This window comes from Paenarthrobacter sp. 10L420, assembly GCF_056395385.1.
This window is the reverse complement of record NZ_JBFTJK010000003.1, coordinates 128,873-151,108: the sequence shown is the minus strand read 5'-3', so window position 1 is coordinate 151,108 and position 22,236 is coordinate 128,873. Positions and strand designations below refer to the sequence as shown.

Here is a 22,236-nt window from a genome sequence, read left to right as displayed (position 1 = left end):
ACCGGTTGTGAGCCTGATCAATGATCCCCAGATACCGCCCGAAGTGATTAGCGTCCTAAAGGCATCCGTACATGGACTGGAGTCCTAGGCCAAGTGTCTGAAAAGCTTCCAAACAATTTTCGACAGTGCTGGCCTTTTCCGAGGAGCGTCCAGTGTCCATAATTTCGGAGGGGAAAATGAAACGTCTATTGAAAACCCGAACGACGACCGTCCTTCTGGGAGCAGTTCTTCTCGGCGGTGCCGGAATCGGAGTTGCCAGCGCAACATCCCAGCCGACGGCCAAGCCCCAGGCAGTGCCCCAAGCGCCCGCTGCCGTGTTAAGTGACGCCGCCTTCGAGAAAAATGCCGCCGGCCAAACGTATGGGCTTCCAACTGAGGTCGATGGGGTTTCCGTTGAACCGGACCTGATTCGGGCATATGCAACCAACGATCGCATTGGGTATGTCAAGAACAACGAACGAAAAGTAGCAACTGGCGATCCATCGCTGTTCAAGTCGCCGGAAGAGGCATTGCATTGGCAGGCAAACCGGGCCAAGGGTCCGATGAGTATCCCGGTTTACGACCTCGACGGCGTCACCGTCGTAGGTGAGTTCGTCTTCTCGGAGGGGACCGTCACTTCGAGTACTGACAAATAGAAATGCCCTAATGAACGGCCCCACCACAGGCCGCTGTCACGAAGTCGTAGATACGCCCGCGCAACTCATTTGGTGCTGCAATTTTCAGTACGCCATCACGTGCACCCACCGAAATCCTTAGCGGCAACAGCGTTCCCACCTTGTCCTCGGCCACCGCATGCGGGTCGCAACGCGCGGGACGGATCGTCAAGGGCACCTCTTTCGGGCCGGCGCCGGACGATGTCGCGAGGTCGCGGGGCCAGGGATCCGCGGGCGATTCGGCCAGCAGGGTGGTTCCGTCGATGGAGTTAATCGTGAGCTTTTGTGGCGACTGACCGGGAGTGCCCGCAGGGGTAATGACAAGACGCACGACGGCGGTTCGACCATCTCGGGCCACCTCAAGATCGGAGTCCAAGACGATGGCAGCTACGGCGGCAGCGTCGGCTGCCAAGCACAGCTCGTCGGCGTTCCGGGGCAGGACGTTGAACGGATCCTGCGCCTCAACCGAGGTTTCTGCGGATCCCTTGGCTGGTTCCGAATATTCAACGACGGCCTTGAGGGGTTGAGTAGGCGACTGCCCGCAATGCGGCGCAGGCAGGTTGGCAGGAAGGCTCTTGGGCTGCCGAGGCGGTAGCTCCAGGGCGCCGTCTGTTGGCTCCCAGATGATGTCCTTCTCAAACAACGTGGACTTCAGCCGCGCACCGCTGACGGTAACGGTAGTGTCTGCGGTGTTGGTGAGCTGTATGAGGATGGCTTGTTTGCCGTATTGGTCCCGGGATTGATTAACCTCTACGGAGATGGGCTGTGCTTCGGAGTTGGTGGGCTGTTCTTGGCGGGGGGAACCGTCACATGCTGCAAGGGGCAGGGTGGAAAGCAAGGCTACGCCTGCCGCCCAATAGCGCCACTCCCTGCTGACCATGGCAACAGTGTAGGCGGCCTATGGCGAAGAATTTATAAGCATGCTTAGCTTAGCCCCACCACAGATGCCGAAGGCACATAGAAGGGAACTCCATGTCCACCGTTACGCAGCTGTTCAAGTCTTCTGCCGCCGACGTCTGGAATGTCATCGCTGACGGTTGGCTTTACTCCGGGTGGGTGGTGGGTGCATCAAGAATTCGTGCTGTGGACGACCAGTGGCCACAGGTCGGATCCAAGCTCCATCACTCCGTGGGATCGTGGCCGCTCCTCCTCAACGACAGCACGAGTGTCACCGCCGTCGAGCCTGGCCGGAGCCTGGAACTCCTGGCCCGTGGCTGGCCCGTAGGTGAAGCAAAGGTCCGCATCACCTTGGAGGACCTGGGTGGCAACCAGTGCCGGGTGTCCATGGCCGAAGACGCGATCCGGGGCCCCGGCAAGGTGGTGCCAAAGGTACTTAGGGATCCAATGATTACCGTCCGCAACCGCGAAACTCTGCGGCGGCTGGAGCTGATGGCGGCCGGCGGAGCGGGGAAGCCTAGCTTCTAAACGGCCGGGGAGGGGATGACCCAGTCAAAGGCTGCAGCCCGGGAGCGGGCGCCTTGGGCTGCCTTTGAACGGTTGGGTTCGCCCAGCTCTGCCAGCAGCTTTTCGGACAGGACCACCAGTTGGCCAAAGACATCCGGTGTCAGCCATTCGGGACGTGTCGCAAACAGGATGTCCTCGCTGGAAGTGTTGCCGCTGGCGCCGGGTGCGAAGGGGCAACCGCCCAGACCGCCCAAAGCGCCGTCCACCATTGCTGCGCCCGCTTGGATTGCCGCGAGCGTGTTGGCCACGCCCAAGCCCCAGGTGTCGTGCCCGTGATAGACGATCCGGCGGGCAGGAGATTCATCCCGCACACGCATGATCAGGCTGGACACCTGGGCAGGAACGGCCTGCCCCAAGGTGTCGCAGATGACGATGTCCGTGGTGCCTTCGGCCCGCGGATCGTTGGCGATAGCCAGGATGCGCTCCTCCGGAACGTAGCCTTCGAAAGGACAGGTGAAGGACGTCGCGATGCACAACTGAATCTGGCCATTCACTGCACGCGCGTACTCAATGGCCTCAGGCAAAGCGGCCAGGCTCTCGTCCGTGGTCCGGCCGATGTTCGCCTTGTTGTGTGAATCCGAAGCAGACAGGCAGTACTGGAAATTCCGCGCGCCTGCAGCTGATGCCTTGGCAACGTGGCCAGGTGTCGCTACCCAGATCCAGCACTTTTCGAGTTCCTCGGGCGTGAGGGCCTGGACCACTTCCAGAGTGTTGGCCATGGTGGGGACGAGGTCCGCGCGCGCCATGGATCCGAGCTCGATCGCTGGGACGCCCAGGCGCAGCAGCTCACGGACTGTTTCGATCTTTTGCTCCGTTGGCAGGAGTTTTCCGGTGAGCTGCAGCCCGTCCCGCAGAGTGACGTCCCTCAGGATGATGCTGCCCAAGGTGTTTCCAAGCGTTGTGGCGTCGGTGCTTTCAAAGCCGTTCATGGTCGGAGAGCCTCCTCGCGGCCGGAAGCCGCATTGATTTGCGCTGCATCCATGTGAAGGAGCCCGCCAAGGATTTCTTCAGTGTTTTCGCCGAGATCCGGTCCCAGGTTGCGGATGGGCAGGGACTGCTCCCCAATCACGGGAACGATGCCCGGGAAACCTACTCCTGGGAGGATCTCCTCGCCAGTGGAAACGTCGAACTTCTGGATCATGTTGCGGGCCGCATACTGGCTGTCCGTGCTGATGTCCGCGGCGGTGTAGATGGGACCAGCTGGAACTCCTGCGTCCTCCAAGGCTGCCAATGCTTCAGAGGCGGTCAGCTGGCCGGTCCACTCGCCGATTGCTTGGTCCAGTTCCTCGCGGCTCGCCCAGCGCCCGGCATTTGTCTGCAGCGCTGGGTCCTCCGCCAAGTCCGGCCGGCCGATGGTCTGCATGTACCGCTGGAAAATCGAGTCGCCATTGCCGGCGACCACAATGCTGGCACCGTCCTTACACACGTACGCATTCGAGGGCGCAATACCCTCCATCCGGCCGCCCACGCGCTGCCGGTCCACGCCGTAAGCCTGATAGTCAGGAATCAGCGATTCCATCATGGAAAACATCGCTTCGTTCAGCGCGACGTCGATGATGCGCTCGGCGAGGGGAACAGCGCCAGCCGAGCTTCGGCGTCGTGCTTCACGTTGGTACAGGCTCATCATGGAGCCGAAGGCGGCGTAAAGCCCCGCGATCGAGTCTCCGATGGAGACGCCCACGCGCACCGGAGCGCGGTCCGGATCCCCCACCAGATTGCGGAAACCGCTAAAGGCCTCGGCGACGGCGGCAAACCCCGGCCGCTCGGACAGGGGCCCGGTCTGTCCAAAGGCAGAGATGCGGGTGACGATGAGGTCCGGATTGGCTTCGTTGAGGACTTCCGGTCCGAGGCCCCACTTCTCCAGCGTTCCGGGGCGGAAGTTCTCAAGCAGGATGTCCGACTTGGCAACCAAGGCCAGGACAGCCTGCTTGCCGGCCTCGGTGCGGAGGTCCAGGACCACGGACTTCTTGTTGCGGTTCAGCGTGCGGTAGAGCATGGAGGTGTTGCCCTTGTGGAGGCGCCAGTTGCGGAGCTCGTCGCCGGTGCCTGGACGCTCGACCTTTATGACTTCGGCGCCGAAATCGGCCAGCAGCCTGCCAGCCGTGGGAGCGGCAATGTAATTGCCGAGTTCGAGGACTCGGACGCCGTCCAGCGGGGCGATTGTTTCGTGTGTCATGGTCTTCTCTCGTGCGTGCTTTGGTGATGGGACGGTCGACGGGCGTTCAGAACAGCAGGCTCATGGGCAGGATGAGCAGGATCGCGACCACGGAGGCGACTGACACTCCCACCGTGACCGATTTCAATGCACCCCTCACACTCTGGCCCAAAAGGGACTGCAGGAGCCAGAACGTGTTGCTGGTGACGTGAACCATGAAGAGCGAGCCGGCGCCGGCGGCGAGGGCCAGCAGCACGGGATCAAGTCCAATCGCGGGCGCGATGGGTGCCAGCAGCCCGGCTGCCGTAATGGCGGACAGGGTGACGGAGCCGACGGCGATGTGCAGCACTGCGGCGATGGCCCAGACCACCAGTAAGGGGGCTACGGTGCTCGCTGAGAAGAAGCCACCAAGGATGTCGCCGAGACCAGCGGCCTTTACGGTGGCCGCCAGGGATCCGCCCACGCCGGTGAGGATCAGGATCTGGCCGCTTTCCTTGAAACCGACGGCGATGGCCTCTTCAACTTTTTTCTGGCCAATGGATGCACGGGTTACAAGGCACGTGCCGATCAGCCCGATGAGAAGAGCGATGACGGGTTCGCCAAGCAGCTGGAGCCAAGGGAGATCGATCTTGAAAATCTGGAGGATGGCGCCCGCGCCGATGAGGATCAGTGAAGTCAGGAGCGGGGCAAACAGCATGATCAGCGGTTTCTCTTTGCTCTCGCGTTCGGCAACAACCACTGCGCCCTTGATTGGCTGGGTGTTGGCGCCGGCGCCGCCGTTGCTGGCGGTATCTGTTCCGGGGAGGGAGCCGCTTGTGGCTTCCTCGCCCTCGCTGTCTTCCTCCGCCACGAAGGTGTGGTCCTCGTCCTTGGCTTCATTCCAGAAACCGCGGCGGAAGAGGAACGTCATGATGGCAATGGAAATGACGATGGTGGGAATCACCAGCAGCAGGCCGAAGAGCAACATTTTGCCGAGCGGGACGTTGAGGAGGCCGGCCAAAGCCAGCGAAGCCACACCGGGCACGGTAAAGACAATGCCGCATTCCAGTGCGATAGCCATGGCGGTTGCCATGCGTGCCGTTCCCAGTTTTCCGATTTTGGGAGCCAGCTTACGGGCAAGCGGGGCTGAGATAACCAGGAGGACATCCAGGAAGATGGACTGGAGGAGCGTGCCTATCGCCAGACCCATCGTGTATGGCAGGCGTTTTGGGCCGAAGGTCTTGAGGAGATGTTCCACGAGGCGCCGGATAGCCCCGCTCTGATTGAGGATGGAGCCCATTAAAACGCCGAAAGCGATGAGCAGGCCAACATCGACCATGATCTCGCCGAAGCCGGACGTGATGGTCTTGACGGTCTCTTCGACACCGAGGCCGACGGCCAGGCCTAAATACACGGAGGCGATGACCAGCGAAATGACAGGGTTGACTCTGAAGCGGACGATCAGCACGACGGCGGCCAGGACCGCTACAGCTGTGTTGATCAGAACAGCAATGTCTGACATGGGGAATCCGATCGTTGGGCCTTCCACTTTGAAGGCTTGGAATTGATGCGCGCCGCGTGAGACAGGCCACATCACTAATCCCATATTATGAGTTTGAACTCATATTGCAAGCCCCTGCGACAAATTAGACTGGCCCAATGCCTCTCCTTATACGTCCCGCCAGCGAGGATGACGTGCTTGGTATCACGGAAGTAGAGCTCACCGCCGGGCGAACATCCCTGGCCGCTGCCGGCAAGTTCGGAGAAGGAATCACAGCCGCGATCATGGATTTGCATCGGCTGGTCCTGGTGGCTGAAGCGCCACCGGACATGCCCCGGGATGGAGGTTCCGCCGTCGTGGGTTGGTCCAAAACGCACTATTGGGACGATTCCGACGGACACGCGCCGGCTGGCCATTACCTCGGCGGAATCACTGTTGCTCCGCATTTTCGTCGCCAAGGGGTGGCGGCAGCGCTGACGGAGGCGAGGCTGGAGTGGATCTGGGAGCGGGCGGATACGGCGTGGTACGTGGTCAATTCCCGTAATCAGGCGTCGCTCGCCCTCCACCAGCGCTGGGGCTTTGAGGAGGTGGCCCGCGGCCCCGGATTTCACACGGTAACGTTCGACGGCGGTGAGGGACTGCTGCTCAAGGCGTCGCGTCCGAAGGCCTAAGAAGGGCGACGCGGGCGATTTCAGTGCCTGGCCTTCGTGATGCAGGTCTGACGGCTTAGCATGGTCCCCAGGTACACCGACTGGGGGAGTGTGTAATGGGGCCACTGGAATCGACTCAAGCCAGCATGACTGGCGCGGCATCAGCCCGAACAGCGGCGGGAGGCGATTCCCCCTTAGGCTCAGGCTCCCGTGCGGCTTTGCGGGCCAAACGACGGCGCCCTTCCCGCCTGAGGAAACTGGACCTGGCCATCATCCTGGTCCTGATCATCCTCCTAGCCGTTTCCGCTACTCCCTGGCCGTCCGCCATGTTAATTCGCAGCGTTTTTGAACGCGGAGCTCAGTCCACTATCGATGAGATGACGCCGTATGTCCCGGACACTCCTTTGCAGGAGCGCTCCGGTGTCGTTTACAAGCCCGGCTCCGCCTTTAACGTTTTCAGCCCTGCGGGGACCACTTCTCCGCTCCCCACCATCGTCTGGATTCACGGCGGCGCGTGGATCTCCGGGGCTCAAGGCGATGTGGAACCATATCTTCGGATTCTTGCCGCTGAGGGATACACGACCATTGGGATGAGCTACCCGATCGCACCGGAGGCCGTCTATCCCACGGCAGTACGGGACATCAACGATGCCCTTGCTTATATCAAGGCGCACGCTATTGAATTGAATGTGGACACCACGCGGATTGTCCTGGCCGGCGATTCTGCAGGAGCGCAGTTGGCCAGCCAAATGACCACTCTCACTGTTAATCCCGAGTACGCCAACCTGATGGGGATCAAACCCGCGCTCCAGAAATCGGACCTTGCCGCCACCATCCTGCATTGCGGAGTCTACGATCTCCGGGCGATGGCGGACCTCAATGGCCTGGTTGCGTGGGGCTTCAAAACCTCGCTGTGGGCATATACGGGAACTAAGGACTGGTCCTCCACATATGCGGGCAGCACCATGTCCACCATCGATTTCGTGACCAAGGATTTCCCGCCGACCTTCATCAGTGGCGGCAACGGCGATGGTCTGACGTGGCTTCAGTCGGTTCCCTACAGCAATCGCCTGAAGGAAGCGGGTGTTCCGGTGACCGAATTGTTTTGGGCTGCGGATCACGACCCCGAGCTGCCGCATGAGTACCAGTTCCACTTGAACTTCCCCGAGGCGCGCGATGCGAGGGACAAGACCTTCGACTTCCTGTCCACGTATGCCTCCAAGTCGAAGTGAGGGAAAGGCCGTGGAACACTCGGAAGAACATATCGAGGCCGGAGCCTTCTCCCTGCCGGAAGCCATGACCGGCAGGGCAAGCCCTGCGAAGGCCGCAGTTGGTGACGGGCCTGTCTTTGCCTACATTGCCAGCCTTCCGCAGCCTCAGCGTGGCGTCGCCGAAGCCATTGATGCGCTGGCGGCCAAGACACTACCGGGGCTCCAGCGCTCCGTGAAATGGGGCATGGCGTATTACGGCGTCGGCGACGGCTGGTGCTTCAGCTGCGGTGGCTTCGCTGGCCACGTCAAACTCATGTTTATCAATGGCGTGACACTCCAGCCCGTGCCGCCGGTGACGCCTGTGGGAATGGGCAAAGCGACGCGGGGTGTGGAGCTCGAATCCGTTGACGACATCGACGAAGACCAAATTGCGACCTGGATGAAACAGGTCACGGTCGTCCCGGGTGTTGGAGGAAAGAAGCGCTGACCGTGTGGGAATAGTTTGTGATGCTCCCCCGTTCACTCATTTAGATGCATATGCATGTATGCTGGGAATGAACGAGCAACAGGAGAATGCCATGGAAACCCGCCGCATCACAGTCCTTTCCGCCGGACTCGGCGTCCCGTCGTCGAGCCGTCTGCTGGCCGACCAGTTGGCGGCCTCCGCCGAGCGGCAGCTGCGGGCGGCAGGCTACGAAGCGAGGATCGACGTCGTCGAACTTCGAGACCTGGCCGTGGACATCGCCAACAACTTCGTCACCGGTTACGCCGCTCCGCGCCTCGCAGAGGTGATTGCCGGCGTCGAGGATTCCGACGGTATCATCGCCGTCAGCCCTGTTTTCAGCGCGTCCTACAGTGGCCTCTTCAAGTCCTTCATCGACGTCCTGGACCCCAAGTCCCTCGACGGCAAGGCCGTACTGCTTGGCGCCACCGGCGGTACCGACCGCCACCAGATGGTCCTGGACTACGCCATGCGTCCACTGTTCAGCTACCTGCGGACTCGGGTTGCGTCTACCGGCGTCTTCGCCGGGCCCCAGGACTGGGGAAACGACGACGGCGGCTCGCCCCTGTCGGCCCGCGTAGACCGGGCTGCCGGTGAACTCGTGCAACTGCTCAGCGGCCCCCAGCCTGGGCGCAAGGCCCCAACCTTGGAGTCACTGCCATTCGAACAGCTGCTGGCCGGTATTTCAGCTGGCAGGTAATCCAATGTCATTGGAGTCGTGGAAGTAGGCGCATTGCCACTCCTGTGTCTTTCGCGCCTGGCGACTCGACGTAAGGGACCACGGGGGATAAACGCGGAAACCACGCTTCCCACCGGTGCCGCCGACGGAAACTATGCCGTGGCTGATCAGGGCTGACAGTGGAAACACGAAGTGACCGGACTTCGCCCCTTTCCTTACTGAGATCACCAGGGTGTCCGAGTCGTCGGCGGAAGGGTGGTCCGCGGGGAAAGGTTCCGTGCCTCCGTCGGCCGATCGCCGCCACACAGCCACGAACAGACCCACCTTCGTCGGCGTGAGCTTGCCGACCCGGAACCGAATGGACGCCCTGCCACTGATGGCGATAGCGGCTCCGTACTCTGCGTTGTCGGCCTCGGGGGTGGGTTGGGAGCACTCCCTCCCCAGCAGTTTGATGAGCCGCTGTGCTTCGACCAGCTCCGGAGGGATCATCCGTTCAGTATGCATGGATGCACCAACATTTCGAATTTCGACTTTTAGTCGCGCTCAGTCGTCCAGGAGCTCGATGAATTCACGGGCCTGTTTGATGGTGATGTCCGAGTGGCGTGTCAGGGCCAGAGCTGCACCCTCCACATCACCGCTCTTTGCCAGGGTCCGGATTCGTCCGTAGATCTCGTCGTTGAGCATGTTGCTGCTCACCTCGCGCGTCACATCGCCCTTGCTGACGATCGCCCGGTACCGATACGGGAAGCGCTCGGGCTCGTCGTCGTCGTCCGACAAGAGATCCTTGGGCTGCGCCTCTGGCGTGAAGGGCTGCGGGTGGGCGGCCAGAGCGCCGACGGCGTCGCGCGACGCCCGTAGCCCCTCACCAGTGGCCTGCAGATACAGTTTGATCGCTGCCATGCCCTGACCCTGGGCAATGAGCGAGTAGAGCCGCCTGTGCTGTTCCTCATTCAGCTTCGCCGCGGATTCTTTGGCCAGCTGAACCGGATCCTTGGGGGAGTTGGCTGCAGCTACATCAGCCTTTGTCTCGGCCGAACGCTTGCTAAAGGAACGCATCAGCAGCAATACGCCCGCAATGACCGCGATCAAAATCACGAGCGGGACAAACAAGGAATCCATGGCGTCGTCAGAGCCGATCTACGTAGTTCTTAGCAGTGAGTAAGTCTGAATGGGTGGCCTGGCGGAAGACCTTGATGGCTTCTATCTTGCGCCCGCCACGGACCAGGTTCTGCAACTCAAAGGCGAGCTGCGGATTCAGCTGTCCATTGGGGAGCACCGCAGGCTGGTGCCCCGCTGGTGTACCTGCCGTCCTGGCGATTTGGGCCTGATGAGCGGCCCGGCTTTGCTCTGTCTGCTGGGTGTGCTGGGCCTCGTTCTGGCTTGGCTTGGTGGAAGCCTCGATCTTGGCCCTGGCAGCAAGTGCAGCCTGAACTTGCGAGGCTTGGTGCGCTGCGGAACGGGCCGCAAGTTCGTGTTGATAGCGCTCGGCATCAGAAAGGCCTGTATCGCGCGGTTTGAAGGCCGCTGAAAGCGCCCACAGCAGGCCCACGAGGACAATTAGCGGAAGGGCAATCATCAGCACGTCACCAAAGTTCATCCCCATGCTTAGAGCTTATGCCAGAACTTGGTTATCCACAGCACATTCCAGTCTCGGCATAGACTTCTGAGAGGGCAGTGTCAAATTAAGGCCTGCTTTGTAAGATGCATCACATTTGCGGCATGTTTAGCATGGATTTGAGGCCCTGATGACCAACCAGATCAGCTGGGTCTGTGGATGGTTTTCCACCAAAACTTTCTTTGCTCCACAGCCTGTGATGAATGTTTCCGCAGGTCAGACCGTAGTTACTGCAAAAAGAATTTCTCTATCCACAGGGTAACGCACAGACTGTGCACAACGTGGGGATGGTATTCCACAGGTTATCCACATGTGCACTTGACGGCGGACTTTGCGCCCGGACTGCACACCGCTAACGTGGCTCGGGTACCTGTTTCAGTATGGAATTTGCCCTCTCAGTGACCTTCAAGCAGCCGCGCGCAAACATGCTTGGGGAGACTTCTGTGGATAAGTTGTGGAAATTGGGGAAAGCCGAAAATTGTCGGACCCCCATGGATATAACAGGAGCACTCGGCTGGTCCGGAGGCTCGGGCAATCCATCCCAGGTTCACCTGCGCTTTACGCACCACTGAGGGATTAACTCTCTGCAGCGGTACACAAATGGAGGACGGCTTTGTCAGTTACGCACTTGGACTCAATCGAGGGCACACGCGCTTCGGACTCGAGCCGGAAACCTCCGCAGGATATCCCCGCTGAGCAGTCAGTCTTGGGCGGCATGATGTTGTCCAAGGATGCCATTGCCGATGTCGTGGAAATCGTCCGTGGTCATGACTTCTACCGTCCGGCTCACGAGACGATTTACGAGTCCATCATTGATCTCTATGGCCGCGGCGAACCTGCCGACGCTGTAACGGTTTCCGATGAACTGACCAAGCGAGGTGAGATCAACAGGATCGGCGGACCTGCCTACCTGCACGAGCTCATCCAAACTGTGCCTACGGCAGCCAACGCCGGCTACTACGCCGAGATCGTGGCAGAGCGCGCAGTGTTGCGCCGCCTCGTGAACGCAGGCACCAAGATTGTCCAGATGGGCTATGGCCAGGACGGCGAGGTGGAAGACCTCGTCAACCAGGCACAGGCCGAAGTCTATGCGGTTGCAGAAAAGCGCACTGCCGAAGACTACGTGGCGTTGAAGGACGTCATGGAGTCCACCGTGGACGAGATTGAAGCTTCCGGGCACCGCGGCGAGGGCATGGTTGGCGTTCCCACCGGATTCTACGAACTCGACGAGCTGACCCACGGCCTCCACCCCGGCCAGATGATTGTTATCGCTGCCCGTCCTGCTGTCGGTAAGTCCACATTCGCGCTGGACTTCGCCCGCTCCGCCGCCATCAAGAACAATCTGGCCACGGTCATGTTCTCCCTGGAAATGGGCCGGAACGAGATCGCCATGCGTTTGCTTTCGGCGGAGGCAACCATCGGGCTGCAGGACCTTCGTAAGGGCACCATCAAGGACGAGCAATGGTCCAAGATTGCCACCACGATGGGCCGCATGAACGACGCCCCGCTTTTCATCGATGACAGCCCCAACATGTCACTCATGGAAATCAGGGCAAAGTGCCGCCGGCTGAAGCAGCAGCATGACCTCAAGCTCGTGATCCTGGACTACCTCCAGCTGATGAGCTCCGGTAAAAAGGTTGAGTCCCGCCAGCAGGAAGTCTCCGAGTTCTCGCGTGCCCTCAAGCTGCTCGCCAAGGAACTTCAGGTTCCCGTCATTGCACTGTCACAGCTGAACCGTGGTTCCGAGCAGCGCCAGGACAAGCGTCCCATGGTGTCCGACCTCCGTGAATCGGGTTCCATCGAGCAGGACGCCGACATGGTCATCCTGCTCCACCGTGAAGACGTGTACGACAAAGAATCGCCGCGAGCCGGCGAGGCTGACATCCTCATCGCCAAGCACCGTAACGGTCCCACCAAAGACATTGTTGTCGCGTTCCAGGGCCACTACTCGCGCTTCGCGAACATGGCCGGCGATTCTGGTGGTGGGGGCGGGTTCTAACCCTTCAGCCTCAGGGCCCGGCCTACGCGAACGGGGGAGGGCCAACGATTTCGATGCCGCCATTTACCCGACCGGATTCTCGAATCCGGTCGAAGTCCACCGCCTGAGCCTCGTCTTCCGTGCGAAGAGGTTCGCTGGCGCCGTCGTAAAACGCCTGCGAGCTGCCGGGTGTGTGGAGGCATAAAACGCGGGTTCCGTCCTGAAGAACTTTGAACGCGTGTGGCACGCCGCGGGGCGCAATGGTCACTCCGCCGGCGGCGACGCGATGCTCCTCACCGTCCATGTTCATCAGGATCTCTCCGGCCAAGATGTACATGGTCTCGTCAGAGTCTGGATGCGTATGCATCGGCGTCACCTTATTGAGGGACATTTCGTCTTCAAAGAGGAGGAACGCCCCTGCTGTCTCGTCAGCCGTCGCTTTCCAAGTATGGATGCCGCCACCGAAGAACCAGCGCTTGGCCCCTTCTCCGGGCTGTCGGATGATTGCCGATGCTGCCTTCTTCGTCTCCATGGTGCTCGCCTCAATGCGTTGTAGGAAGACTTTATGAGACGTATGTCTCATGACAAGACTCATGTACCATGAGGGGTATGTCAAGAGCCTACGTTGACGTTGGGCGGACCGGTCAAAAGCGTCGCACCCTGGAGGCGCTCCTCGCGGCAGCCCGTACCCTGATCGCGTCCGGCGTTTCTCCCACTGTGGATGAGGCCGCTCAAGCGGCGGGCATCCCACGAAGCACCGCCTACAGGTATTTCTCCGGACAGCGGGAGCTTCTGGCTGCCGCCCATCCTGAAACTGCACGAACATCACTGCTTCCGGCCTCTCCTCCCGAGGGTGTCGCGGAGCGATTGGACGCAGTGGTAGTGGAGTTCCTTCGGATTATTGTTGAAACCGAAGCCCAGCAACGCACCATGTTGCGGCTTTCGCTTGAGCAGTCAAACGGAGCAGGCAACAGCCTTCCCCTCCGGCAGGGCAGGGCAATTGGCTGGATCACCGAAGCGCTTGCCCCACTGCAAAGGACAATGACGGACCGGGACATCCATCAATTGGTCCTGGCGATACGCAGCGCCATCGGCATTGAGTCCCTCGTCTGGCTAATCGACGTCGGCGGGCTTAGTCGTGTGGAAGCCGTCGCCTCAATGAGGTGGACGGCAGGGGCCCTGTTGTCCCATGCGCTCTCCGGCGGGCTCCCGGTCCGCGTATAGACCTGCACTTGATTTAGTGGGGTGTTTTCATCAGGGCTTCGGCTGTTCAAGGCCGGGGAAGCACCAGCAGGTACCCAGTGGGGAGCGCGCTGCTCCAGCGTCGCGGCTCCCGGACCACGAACTGCGTCGCCAGCTGCTCAGGGGTCAGCAGGCTGTTGGGTGCAGGCGAAGGCCCCCACTGCCCACTCCCGTAGGGATAGAGCGGATCCTGCACACGAATTCCCGTGACGGAGAAGTCCGGGAACTGGGAGGGATCCCCGAGTGACTCGAATCCGCTCATCACCCAGGCGTGGCGGCCACTCCACATGACCAGGCCGACAGGGCGGCCTGTAGTGGCCATGGCCCGTGCCGCAGTTCGTACTGCTTCCCCATAGTTAGGGATGCTGACGACTTCGTAGGGTCCCATTCCGACGGCGGTCAGTACTGCTGCCCAGCCAAAGGGGTTCGCCCCGTTGAAGGAGTCGGACGATCGCATTCGCGCCATCTCCCACAGCTCGGACTGCTGGGCACGGCCAGCCCACGTACCGCCTCCGGTATCGTCGACGAGGTTATGCGCGATTTGGATGCTCGCTGCGACGCACCAATCAAAGGTGTACTGCGGTACGAAGTCGCCTTCTTGGTACAGGTTGAGGGAATACGTCTGAGGCACCGCTGCAGGCGTTGGAACTGGAGCAGGTGTCGAAATCGGAGTAGGGGCTGTTGTCTGAGGGGGCCCCTGAGCTGGACCGGCGACACCGCCGGCCACTGGCTGGGCTGTGGAAGATGATGTCTGTTGATTCGGGGCGGCCTCGTCTACACCTATCGGGGACGAACAGGCCGAGAGAAGGGTGGCAAAGGCGACGAACCAAGCCAGGAGACGGGCACGGGCACCGGTCATGATCCAGTTTAGCGCTCGGCCCTCCACCACCTGAAGGCAGCCTTTTCCACCATTGGACGGGCGCTACACCACGCTAAATGCGACGGAGCGTGGAGTATGGGCGACTTGGGAGGGTTCCTGCCACCCACGGCCGAACCGACGGTTCCAGCGGAATTTGCCCTCGGCCGTCGCGAATAATCAGCACCACCGCGCCTATCGCGGCGGCAAGGGAAGCCAGACCCAGCATGATTAAGACAACAGCAAAAGCCAGAGACATCTCCATGCACCTCTAGGCTTAATTTTACCGGTGTTCGTGCCTGAGGTGATGGGGTTTCAGCTAGTTGCCGGCCGCCTTGAGCAAATGATCCGGCAGCCGATTCCCCGGAGCCCGGCCTCGGATTTCCAACAACTCGCGGGCGTGGGCATGCAACTTCTTGTCCTCTTCGGACACAGGAACCCACTCAGGAATGGGCACCGCCGTTCCCGTTTCGTCCCGGGCCACCATCACGGTGAGGCAGTACGTTGTCAAGTTCATCTCGCGGGTTTTCGGATCACCGGATCGGACGTGGACAGCGATGTGCATCCCCTTTGCGCCCGTGTAAACGAGACGAGCTTCTACTTCCACCACATGGCCGATCAACAACGGACGGTAGAAGCGCACGCCGCCTGAGAACACTGCCACGGTGTCCTTGCCGCAGTATCGCGAGGCGCAAACGTAGGCGGCTTCGTCGATCCATTTCATGACGATGCCGCCGTGGACCTTGCCGCCCCAGTTCACATCAGTGGGGGCCGCCATGAACCGCAGGATGACGCGCTCGGCGGTCCCGGCGTCGGTATATTCCTGGGCGTTCATCGCATTGACGATCTGTTCACGAACTTCAATGCGCGCAAGCGCGTGATCCCTTTGCTCGATTTCTTCCGGGGTGGAGGGCTCGAATTGCGGCACGGGAATCGGTTTGCCGTCAGGTCCGACGGCCACGAAAATCACCATGCACTGGCTGTGCATCGTCTCCGGTCCGCCCTTGGGGTCACGGGAACTGACCACAGTGTGGATGTGCATAGAGGAGCGACCCGTGTAGACGATGGTGGAAGTTACCTCCACCATGTCGCCGCTGTTCACCGGATCGGTGAAGTGAATGTTGCCCACGTAGGCGGTGACACAATAGGACTTGGCCCAGCCCACCGCGGCGGCATACGCGGCCTTGTCCACCCACTCAAGGACTGTGCCGGCGTCGACCGAGCCGCTGTGTCCAATGTCCATTGGAGCTGCAAGGAAGCGGAGGGTCACGGAATTGCCGGCTGTCTCACTCATGCTGGAAGTTTACTGTCGGCATGTTTCTGTTACGCGAGTAAGTCTGGACCCGCTGTCCAGGTGACCGGACGACCGCTGCCTACCCGCGCTGGATTCCCAAGGTTGCGATGAGATCCTCATGCAGGTCGAACCATGCCCGATGGAATGAATCACGGTCGGTCGCAGTGAACCAAGCTGTGTCCGTCCGGGCGTGCTCTAGCGCATCCATCAGCCGCCGGGAGTAGCCCGCGAATCGTGGCAATAATCCCGCCAGACGTTCTTCCAACGGACTCCAGGAAGCCAACGCCTCCTCCAAGATCCCGGCGGCAGCTGTGCCAGCTACCTGCTGCAGTTGGATGGCGCTGCAGGCACTGACAACGGTCAGATTGAGGTTCACGAATTCGTCGTGCACGACCATCACCAGCGGCCGGGCATCTTCACGCTCCAGCTCAGCTGCGAGGAGTCGTTCATTCTCGACCCGCCCCAGGTTGGAAAGTGCCCATCCGCTGCTACCCGCAAAGGAAGTGCGGGAAACGAAACCGAGCACGCCGGCGTCGATGAGTTCGGATTCGACCAGGCTGTGATCCCGGTTGAATCGATCCGCGACGGCTTGGGTTTCGGCGAACCCGAGGAGACGGACGGCGTGGAGTGTAAACAACAAGTCGCCGGTCATTCGGCTGATTCCGCAACGGCAGCACAGGCAATTGTGCCCAAGGAGCCGTTGACCGTCAGGGAAGTTCCGTCCGCGAGCAACGTCATAACGTCGCGAACACCTACCACGGCAGGTATGCCGAACTCACGGGCGACGATGGCGGCGTGGGACAACATTCCGCCAGTCTGAGTGACAACTGCCGCAGCCATTCCGAAAAGTGGCGTCCACGCGGGGTCCGTGGTGCGGCACACCAAGACATCGCCAAGCTGGAAACGGCTGAAGTCATCTGGCCCAGCGATGATTCGCGCCGTGCCATGGGCGGTCCCTGCACTCGCCGCGCTTCCGGTCAGTGTTACGGCCATCGTCACCGCCCACCCGCCGGGTTGGGTCGATCCGAAAGCCGGTCCAGTCGTTGTTGTGCGGCCTGGGCGGAGCGGAGCCCGAGGCTCTCTGCAATTTGCGGCCACGTGAGGCCTTCTGCCCGCGCAAGAAACAGAAGCGCGGTTTCGACGGCGTCCATCTCGCCACGAGCGGCGGCAACCAGCGCGAGAGCGGCACGTAGATCCGCCACCTCGACGGGGGCGGGATTGGCATCTTCGCCCTGACCGGAACCCCGGGATCGCCACAGGACGTGCTGGATCAGGTCCATGGCGGAAGGAGGCTGAGCCGGGGCGAGCCACGGCCGGGCATTCAGGTCCGAACCACCTCTGTCCATGAGCAACCGGACGGCGCTGGTTTCCTGCTCCGCTTCGTCAGCGTCCTGGGAGCCTCCGACGTTTTCCATGTGCTGCTCCTTCGCTTCTTCGACCCCAAGCATGGAATACCAACATAATGTTGTCAACATGCTGTTGATGCGGCCCTTCTAAGCACAGTCGGCGTTGGACTTGATACACAAATGAGAATCAATATCATTTAACTCATGCCTCATCATCCCATCCTTATTTCCCCTGTCCCAGCCACCTCGAAACGCCGGTTCCCCGCCAAGCCGCTTGCCGCCGTCGGGCTTTCCGCCCTCCTACTGACCGCGTGCGGAGCCCCTGGAGGGTCAGCCGGCAATGGCCCAGAGCCCGCCGCTTCCAGCAGCGAGAAGTCCAGTCCGAAAGAGGCGGGCGCGCCAACTCCGCGTCTGGTTTACACGCACGACGCCGGTATTGGAGTCCTGGACGCCACCACCCTCAAGCCTGTGGGAGGAGCGGAGCTGTCCGGTTTCAACCGACTGAATCCAGCTGGAGACGGACGCCACGTGTTTGTATCCACGGGAGACTCGTTCCGCCTGTTCGACGCAGGTGCCTGGACCGAGCCGCACGGTGACCACAGTCATCACTACGTCGCGGAGCCCAAGCTGACCGAACTGGCGTTCGAAGCGGACAAGTCCGGTCACGTGGTTCGTCATGCCGGTAAGACGGTCCTGTTCAGTGACGGATCAGGCAAGGTTGAGAGCTTCAAGTCGTCCTCATTGGGTGCTTCGATCGAGGATGGTGCCCTGCCCGCAACCGACGTCTACACAACGCCGGAAGCGCATCACGGTGTGGCAGCCGAACTTGAAGACGGCAAGTTGCTGGTGACGCTCGGAAATGAGCAAAGCCGCTCCGGAATCGCCATCCTCTCCGCAGGTAAGGGCCAAGAGCGTCAGGAAATCGTCCGCAATGAGGACTGCCCTGGCGTCCATGGTGAGGCTGTTGCTGCCGGAGAAGCTGTGGTGGTCGGTTGCGAGAATGGCATGCTGATTTACAAGGATGGCGTGATTACCAAGGTGGCCAGCCCCGATGCATACGGACGTCTGGGTAATCAGGCGGGTTCCGAGAAGTCGCCCGTAATCCTGGGGGATTACAAAGTGGACAAGGCGGCTGAGCTGGAACGTCCAACCCGTATTTCGCTGGTCAACACTGAGACCGCGACCCTTCAACTTGTGGATATTGGAACCAGCTACTCCTTTCGCTCGCTGGGCCGCGGACCTGCCGGTGAAGCGCTGGTGCTCGGAACTGATGGTTCCTTGCGTGTCCTCGACCCGATTTCAGGCTCTGTGACCTCGACGATCCCGGTAGTCGCCGCTTGGGAAGAATCCACAACGTGGCAGGACCCGCGTCCCACGCTGTTTGTCCAAGGCTCGACGGCGTTCGTCACCGAACCTGCGACGAGCACCATTCACGCGGTGGACTTGAAGACGGGCAAAGTGAAGAAGTCGGCTGCGCTGGAGCATGTCCCGAATGAACTGACTGGTGTAGAAGGCTAAACGCTCTCTCACTTCCAGCGGCTTAAAGCCGGATGTTCTATCACTTTCCTGACGAAAGGGAGAGAGCATCCGGCTCAATGGGCTGGTATGTGAGGGAACGTCTGGGGTTAGGAGGGCGCTTACGCGAGGACGCGGAGCTTGGATCCCTGCTTGGCGAAGAGTGCGTTGTCGGCGGAGAGCTTGCCGGCACCAGCAAGAGCGAGGGCCAGGGCGGCGCCGGCGAAGAGCAGAACCAGCTCGTATCCACCATTGGCGACGAAGACGCCAGCCGGTGCGTGAACCAGGAACAGTGCGCCGAGCATGTCAATGGCGAGGAGGGCTGCGAAGACCCTGGTCAGGAGCCCGATAATCAGCGCGATACCTCCCACGAGTTCAAGGGTTGCAACCACTGGGGCTACCGCGGAAGCGCCGGGGACACCCATCTGCGCGAAGGAGGCCTGCGTTCCGGCGATGGTGAATTCGTTGAACTTCTGCCAACCGTGCGCGGCGAAGAGAAAACCTGCAATAACGCGCAGGACGGTCAGGGCTGTGGTGCTCAGGCTGGACTTGTTCATAGCTTCAACCTTTGCCCAGATAAGTTGAAGAGTCAACCAATTAAGAAGTTCCGTGACTTTTCCCACGTGGCCTTGCTTGTAGCCATGGCTGCAGAAGGCGCGTCGTGATCGGCAGGAAGATGTACGTCATCAACGGCGTCAGGATGACGATATTCAGGAGCACTTGGAACACCAGCGGCCACCCCTGCGTCAGGGGGTGCAGCAGGAAATTAGCCAACAGACTGAGTGGGAAGAAAGGCAGGAAGATGCTGATAGCTTGCTTCCAACGAGGCGGCACAACGGTTTCGGGGACGACCACAGAGGCGTCACCGGGCTGTGAAAACCAGCCCTCGATTCCTGTGCGCCGTTCAACGCGGGTGGTCTCCATCATTTCCCGGGCGCTATCAATCCACCACCGTCGCTCTTCAGACTGCTCCCATCCGTGCAGCGTTTCAGCATCAGCGAAGCGGTAGAGCATGTGCCATTCGTTTGAGCCAGCGCCATTCCGGACCCAACCCGACCCCAGATATCCGGGCCACTCCCGTGCCAGTTCCTGGCCGGCGTGTGCCCAGGCGTTTGCTTGTCGGGTGTACCCCGGAAGGATGGTGCGGGCAACGGAAACTGTAACGGGATGCTTGTGTGACACGGCCCCAAATTTACCCGCCCCCGAGAAGACTAGGCTTGTTTAGTGCCTCAAACCACAACCATCACCACTCGTTCGAATGCCCGCGAGATTCTGCATCTGGCAGTGCCCGCGTTCGGTGCGCTGATAGCCGAGCCGCTGTTCCTGCTGGCCGACTCCGCCATCGTTGGCCACCTTGGCGTCGATCAGCTCGCAGGTGTGGGCCTGGCATCCACGATCATGCACACCGCAGTGGGACTTATGGTCTTCCTGGCATATTCGACGACGCCGGCGGTTGCCCGCGCGATCGGTGACGGTAAGTTGGCGAAAGCTTTGGCGGCAGGGCGCGACGGCGTGTGGCTGGCTTTGGTGCTGGGCATTTCGCTCGCTGTGGTCGGCTTCGTCGCTGCCGAACCTCTTGTAGGCCTGATGGGCGCCACCGGCGATGTGCGTGGGTTCGCGGTCGATTATCTGCGCTGGTCGATGCCCGGGCTCGCCGCGATGCTCCTGATATTCGCGGGCACTGGCGTGCTCCGTGGTCTTCAGGACACTCGGACTCCTCTGGTGGTTGCAACTGCAGGTTTCGCACTGAACATCGGGCTGAACTGGTTTCTCGTGTACGGCTTGCATCTCTCAGTTACTGGTTCGGCGATCGGCACCAGCATTGCCCAATGGGCCATGGCCGCAGTGTATCTGGTGATGGTCGGGCGGAATGCACGGCAACACGACGTGTCCTTCAAGCCCGACTGGCACGGCATCCGGGCCATGACCAAGGTTGGCTCGTGGCTGATGCTGCGCACGCTCAGCCTCCGCCTCGCCATCCTCGCCACGGTCCTCGTGGTCACAGCCCAGGGCGCAGTGAACCTCGCCGCGCACCAGTTGGCGATGACCATTTTCTCCTTCCTCGCCTTCGCTTTGGACGCCCTCGCCATCGCCGCGCAAGCCTTGATCGGCAAGGAACTGGGTGCGAGAAATGCTGGCCGCGTCCGGGAACTCACGCGGACCATGATCCGATGGGGTCTCGGTTTTGGGGTGGTCACCGGGCTGCTGCTGGCGTTGGTTGCTCCTTGGGCCGGCTACCTCTTCACCTCTGATGCCGGTGTCCGGGAGGCTTTGACCCTGGCCCTCTGGGTCCTCGCCGTCGGACAGCCGTTGGCCGGCTACGTGTTTGTCCTCGACGGAGTTCTCATCGGTGCTGGCGACGCGCGCTATCTGGCGATTGCCGGCGTCGTAAATCTTGGGGTCTATCTGCCGCTGCTTGCGGCCGTCCACATCGTCAGGCCCGACGGCGCGGCGGGGCTGGTGTGGTTGTGGGTCGTCTTTGCGCTGGGCTACATGCTGGCCCGCGGGGTCACGTTGGGGTTGCGTGCGCGCACTGATAAATGGATGGTGCTGGGTTCGCACTAAACTGGACGCGTGACTCTCCCAGCGAATTCTGCCCAGACACCGTCTGCCTCCGTGGCCGAGCTCTGGAAACCCGTGCTGATCCGCGCTGCGGTTGCACTGGTATTTGGCCTTGTCACGATCTTCTGGGGATCGCCTTCTGTGCAGGTCCTCGCGTGGGCTATCGGCCTCTATCTGCTGGGGACGGCAGGCGCTTTGTGGATGTCCCGCGTTCTGCCGGCGGCTGTTCCGGTGGTGGTCGCTGCAGGCGGTGTGGTGGCTTTGGTCACTCAGTCCGACGCCGGCGTCGCGCTTTCCGCCGCCGCAGCGCTACTAGTACTTGGCGTCTTTGAACTAGTTCATGGACTGCGGAATCGCGACTCGTTGACCCGTGACTGGCTTGTTTCCGGCGTTATCGCTGTGGGTACGGCAGTGGCATTGCCGTTCTTCATTTCGCTCGGGGCGCACGCACTTTTGGGGGTCGCTGGCGGCGGTGCGATCCTTTCCGGAGTGTTGTGGATGCTCTCCGGACTCACCCTCCGGCATGACGTTCGGTCGGGGACTCAGACCACTGCGCCGGGTGCTTCCCCCGAGGCCGTAAACTAGTAGCTGGACGTTCTACTCGCTGTAGAACTTTTGCAACCGGCGGGGAGCCGAACAGGCCCGCCATCATTGGAGGAATGACCGTGGCAGACCAGACACCAAGAGAGCCGCGAAAGATGCGGACCTCGGTCAAGGGACCCCTCATGTTCTCCGCGTTCTTCGCAGTATTGGCATTTGTTGCGGTGCTGATCTTCGCCTCAGGTGGCAGCGCACGCACTCCCCGGTTCGACCTCGCGTTCACCGGCGCCGGTATCGCGTTCATCGTGAGCCTCGTAGTGGCTGCGATGCTTTCCATGAGCCACAAGGAAAACGCCGAGCACCTGGGCAAGGGCTCGGGCGTCAATCTCAGTTCAAAGCGCCCAGGGCACGGCGGCTCCGCAGCCCCCGGTTCGGCTGCTGACGAGCCGGAAACGCCCGACGGCGGCCACTAACCTTCCAGCGTCTCCTCACTT

At 61.1% G+C, this 22,236-nt stretch carries 27 protein-coding genes; 12 read left to right on the top strand and 15 right to left on the bottom strand.

Annotated elements, in window-relative coordinates; genetic code table 11:
• The first annotated feature begins 176 nt into the window (after positions 1-176).
• Positions 177-635, top strand: a complete 459-nt coding sequence (locus AC1DD5_RS07465; RefSeq protein ID WP_477521051.1) for a hypothetical protein — start codon at positions 177-179, stop codon at positions 633-635.
• Between the two features lie 7 nt (positions 636-642).
• Here the strand turns inward: AC1DD5_RS07465 and AC1DD5_RS07460 are convergent, their stop codons facing one another.
• Positions 643-1,533, bottom strand: coding sequence for a hypothetical protein (locus tag AC1DD5_RS07460; RefSeq protein WP_477521050.1), 891 nt, complete (start codon positions 1,531-1,533; stop codon positions 643-645).
• A gap of 92 nt (positions 1,534-1,625) precedes the next feature.
• Here AC1DD5_RS07460 and AC1DD5_RS07455 point away from each other — a divergent pair, with 92 nt between their 5' ends.
• Positions 1,626-2,078 carry an SRPBCC family protein gene (locus AC1DD5_RS07455; protein WP_442017202.1) on the top strand — a complete coding sequence of 151 codons (453 nt, stop codon included), beginning with the start codon at positions 1,626-1,628 and terminating at the stop codon, positions 2,076-2,078.
• On the opposite strand, the gene AC1DD5_RS07450 is transcribed toward AC1DD5_RS07455, so the two are convergent.
• Genes AC1DD5_RS07450 through AC1DD5_RS07440 form a run of 3 tightly spaced genes read right to left on the bottom strand, consistent with a single transcriptional unit; the run spans position 2,075 to position 5,773 of the window.
• Positions 2,075-3,046, bottom strand: coding sequence for a beta/alpha barrel domain-containing protein (locus AC1DD5_RS07450; RefSeq protein WP_477521049.1), 972 nt, complete (start codon positions 3,044-3,046; stop codon positions 2,075-2,077). The genes AC1DD5_RS07455 and AC1DD5_RS07450 overlap by 4 nt on opposite strands.
• Entirely contained in the window at positions 3,043-4,293 is a 1,251-nt protein-coding gene (locus AC1DD5_RS07445) for a CaiB/BaiF CoA transferase family protein (protein WP_477521048.1), read from the bottom strand. Before AC1DD5_RS07445 ends, AC1DD5_RS07450 begins: the two co-directional genes overlap by 4 nt.
• 46 nt (positions 4,294-4,339) lie before the next feature.
• On the bottom strand, positions 4,340-5,773 hold the full coding sequence (locus tag AC1DD5_RS07440; RefSeq protein ID WP_477521047.1) for a GntP family permease: 1,434 nt from the start codon (positions 5,771-5,773) through the stop codon (positions 4,340-4,342).
• A 137-nt stretch (positions 5,774-5,910) separates the two neighbouring features.
• Here AC1DD5_RS07440 and AC1DD5_RS07435 point away from each other — a divergent pair, with 137 nt between their 5' ends.
• From AC1DD5_RS07435 to AC1DD5_RS07420, 4 genes are all read left to right on the top strand, one after another.
• Entirely contained in the window at positions 5,911-6,423 is a 513-nt protein-coding gene (locus AC1DD5_RS07435; RefSeq protein WP_477521046.1) for an N-acetyltransferase family protein, read from the top strand.
• 125 nt (positions 6,424-6,548) lie between these two features.
• Positions 6,549-7,634 carry an alpha/beta hydrolase gene (locus AC1DD5_RS07430; RefSeq protein WP_477521045.1) on the top strand — a complete coding sequence of 362 codons (1,086 nt, stop codon included), beginning with the start codon at positions 6,549-6,551 and terminating at the stop codon, positions 7,632-7,634.
• 10 nt (positions 7,635-7,644) lie between these two features.
• Positions 7,645-8,100 (top strand): DUF1801 domain-containing protein, encoded by a 456-nt coding sequence (locus AC1DD5_RS07425; protein ID WP_477521044.1) that lies wholly within the window; start codon positions 7,645-7,647, stop codon positions 8,098-8,100.
• 91 nt (positions 8,101-8,191) lie between these two features.
• Complete coding sequence (locus AC1DD5_RS07420; RefSeq protein WP_477521132.1) at positions 8,192-8,815, top strand: FMN reductase; 624 nt, start codon at positions 8,192-8,194, stop codon at positions 8,813-8,815.
• Here AC1DD5_RS07420 and AC1DD5_RS07415 read toward each other — a convergent pair.
• The 3 genes from AC1DD5_RS07415 to AC1DD5_RS07405 are packed head-to-tail and all read right to left on the bottom strand — an operon-like array spanning position 8,801 to position 10,391.
• Positions 8,801-9,283 carry a MepB family protein gene (locus AC1DD5_RS07415; RefSeq protein ID WP_477521043.1) on the bottom strand — a complete coding sequence of 161 codons (483 nt, stop codon included), beginning with the start codon at positions 9,281-9,283 and terminating at the stop codon, positions 8,801-8,803. The two genes, AC1DD5_RS07420 and AC1DD5_RS07415, sit on opposite strands and share 15 nt — an antisense overlap.
• 54 nt (positions 9,284-9,337) lie before the next feature.
• Positions 9,338-9,913: a hypothetical protein gene (locus tag AC1DD5_RS07410; protein ID WP_477517514.1), complete on the bottom strand. Its 576-nt coding sequence runs from the start codon at positions 9,911-9,913 to the stop codon at positions 9,338-9,340.
• 7 nt (positions 9,914-9,920) lie between these two features.
• Positions 9,921-10,391 carry a hypothetical protein gene (locus AC1DD5_RS07405; RefSeq protein ID WP_442004937.1) on the bottom strand — a complete coding sequence of 157 codons (471 nt, stop codon included), beginning with the start codon at positions 10,389-10,391 and terminating at the stop codon, positions 9,921-9,923.
• A gap of 631 nt (positions 10,392-11,022) precedes the next feature.
• On the opposite strand from AC1DD5_RS07405, the gene dnaB reads away from it, so the two are divergent.
• The gene (gene dnaB, locus AC1DD5_RS07400; RefSeq protein WP_442004906.1) at positions 11,023-12,408 is read left to right on the top strand and encodes a replicative DNA helicase; all 1,386 of its coding nucleotides are present in this window, start codon (positions 11,023-11,025) and stop codon (positions 12,406-12,408) included.
• Positions 12,409-12,430: 22 nt separating this feature from the next.
• Here dnaB and AC1DD5_RS07395 read toward each other — a convergent pair whose 3' ends face one another.
• Positions 12,431-12,919, bottom strand: coding sequence for a cupin domain-containing protein (locus tag AC1DD5_RS07395; RefSeq protein ID WP_477517512.1), 489 nt, complete (start codon positions 12,917-12,919; stop codon positions 12,431-12,433).
• Positions 12,920-12,996: 77 nt separating this feature from the next.
• On the opposite strand from AC1DD5_RS07395, the gene AC1DD5_RS07390 reads away from it, so the two are divergent.
• A complete protein-coding gene (locus AC1DD5_RS07390; protein WP_477521042.1) occupies positions 12,997-13,611 on the top strand; it encodes a TetR/AcrR family transcriptional regulator in 615 nt (204 codons plus the stop codon).
• 46 nt (positions 13,612-13,657) lie between these two features.
• Here AC1DD5_RS07390 and AC1DD5_RS07385 read toward each other — a convergent pair whose 3' ends face one another.
• The 5 genes from AC1DD5_RS07385 to AC1DD5_RS07365 form a co-directional block, all read right to left on the bottom strand.
• The gene (locus AC1DD5_RS07385; RefSeq protein ID WP_477521041.1) at positions 13,658-14,260 is read right to left on the bottom strand and encodes a hypothetical protein; all 603 of its coding nucleotides are present in this window, start codon (positions 14,258-14,260) and stop codon (positions 13,658-13,660) included.
• A 544-nt stretch (positions 14,261-14,804) separates the two neighbouring features.
• The gene (locus AC1DD5_RS07380) at positions 14,805-15,779 is read right to left on the bottom strand and encodes an acyl-CoA thioesterase (RefSeq protein WP_477521040.1); all 975 of its coding nucleotides are present in this window, start codon (positions 15,777-15,779) and stop codon (positions 14,805-14,807) included.
• Positions 15,780-15,858: 79 nt separating this feature from the next.
• Entirely contained in the window at positions 15,859-16,431 is a 573-nt protein-coding gene (locus AC1DD5_RS07375) for a hypothetical protein (protein ID WP_477521039.1), read from the bottom strand.
• Positions 16,428-16,772, bottom strand: a complete 345-nt coding sequence (locus AC1DD5_RS07370; RefSeq protein WP_477521038.1) for a PEP-utilizing enzyme — start codon at positions 16,770-16,772, stop codon at positions 16,428-16,430. Before AC1DD5_RS07370 ends, AC1DD5_RS07375 begins: the two co-directional genes overlap by 4 nt.
• A 2-nt stretch (positions 16,773-16,774) precedes the next feature.
• Positions 16,775-17,194, bottom strand: a complete 420-nt coding sequence (locus tag AC1DD5_RS07365; protein WP_477521037.1) for a MarR family transcriptional regulator — start codon at positions 17,192-17,194, stop codon at positions 16,775-16,777.
• A 135-nt stretch (positions 17,195-17,329) separates the two neighbouring features.
• Here AC1DD5_RS07365 and aztD point away from each other — a divergent pair, with 135 nt between their 5' ends.
• Positions 17,330-18,643: a zinc metallochaperone AztD gene (aztD, locus tag AC1DD5_RS07360; RefSeq protein ID WP_477521036.1), complete on the top strand. Its 1,314-nt coding sequence runs from the start codon at positions 17,330-17,332 to the stop codon at positions 18,641-18,643.
• 119 nt (positions 18,644-18,762) lie between these two features.
• Here aztD and AC1DD5_RS07355 read toward each other — a convergent pair whose 3' ends face one another.
• Entirely contained in the window at positions 18,763-19,197 is a 435-nt protein-coding gene (locus tag AC1DD5_RS07355; protein ID WP_477521035.1) for a DoxX family protein, read from the bottom strand.
• Positions 19,198-19,237: 40 nt separating this feature from the next.
• A complete protein-coding gene (locus tag AC1DD5_RS07350) occupies positions 19,238-19,822 on the bottom strand; it encodes an antibiotic biosynthesis monooxygenase (RefSeq protein WP_477521034.1) in 585 nt (194 codons plus the stop codon).
• A gap of 42 nt (positions 19,823-19,864) precedes the next feature.
• Between AC1DD5_RS07350 and AC1DD5_RS07345 the strand changes: the two genes are divergently transcribed.
• From AC1DD5_RS07345 to AC1DD5_RS07335, 3 genes are all read left to right on the top strand, one after another.
• On the top strand, positions 19,865-21,205 hold the full coding sequence (locus AC1DD5_RS07345; protein ID WP_477521033.1) for an MATE family efflux transporter: 1,341 nt from the start codon (positions 19,865-19,867) through the stop codon (positions 21,203-21,205).
• Positions 21,206-21,214: 9 nt separating this feature from the next.
• The gene (locus AC1DD5_RS07340; RefSeq protein ID WP_477521032.1) at positions 21,215-21,787 is read left to right on the top strand and encodes a DUF308 domain-containing protein; all 573 of its coding nucleotides are present in this window, start codon (positions 21,215-21,217) and stop codon (positions 21,785-21,787) included.
• A 74-nt stretch (positions 21,788-21,861) separates the two neighbouring features.
• On the top strand, positions 21,862-22,215 hold the full coding sequence (locus AC1DD5_RS07335) for a hypothetical protein (protein WP_477521031.1): 354 nt from the start codon (positions 21,862-21,864) through the stop codon (positions 22,213-22,215).
• The last annotated feature ends 21 nt before the right edge of the window (positions 22,216-22,236 follow it).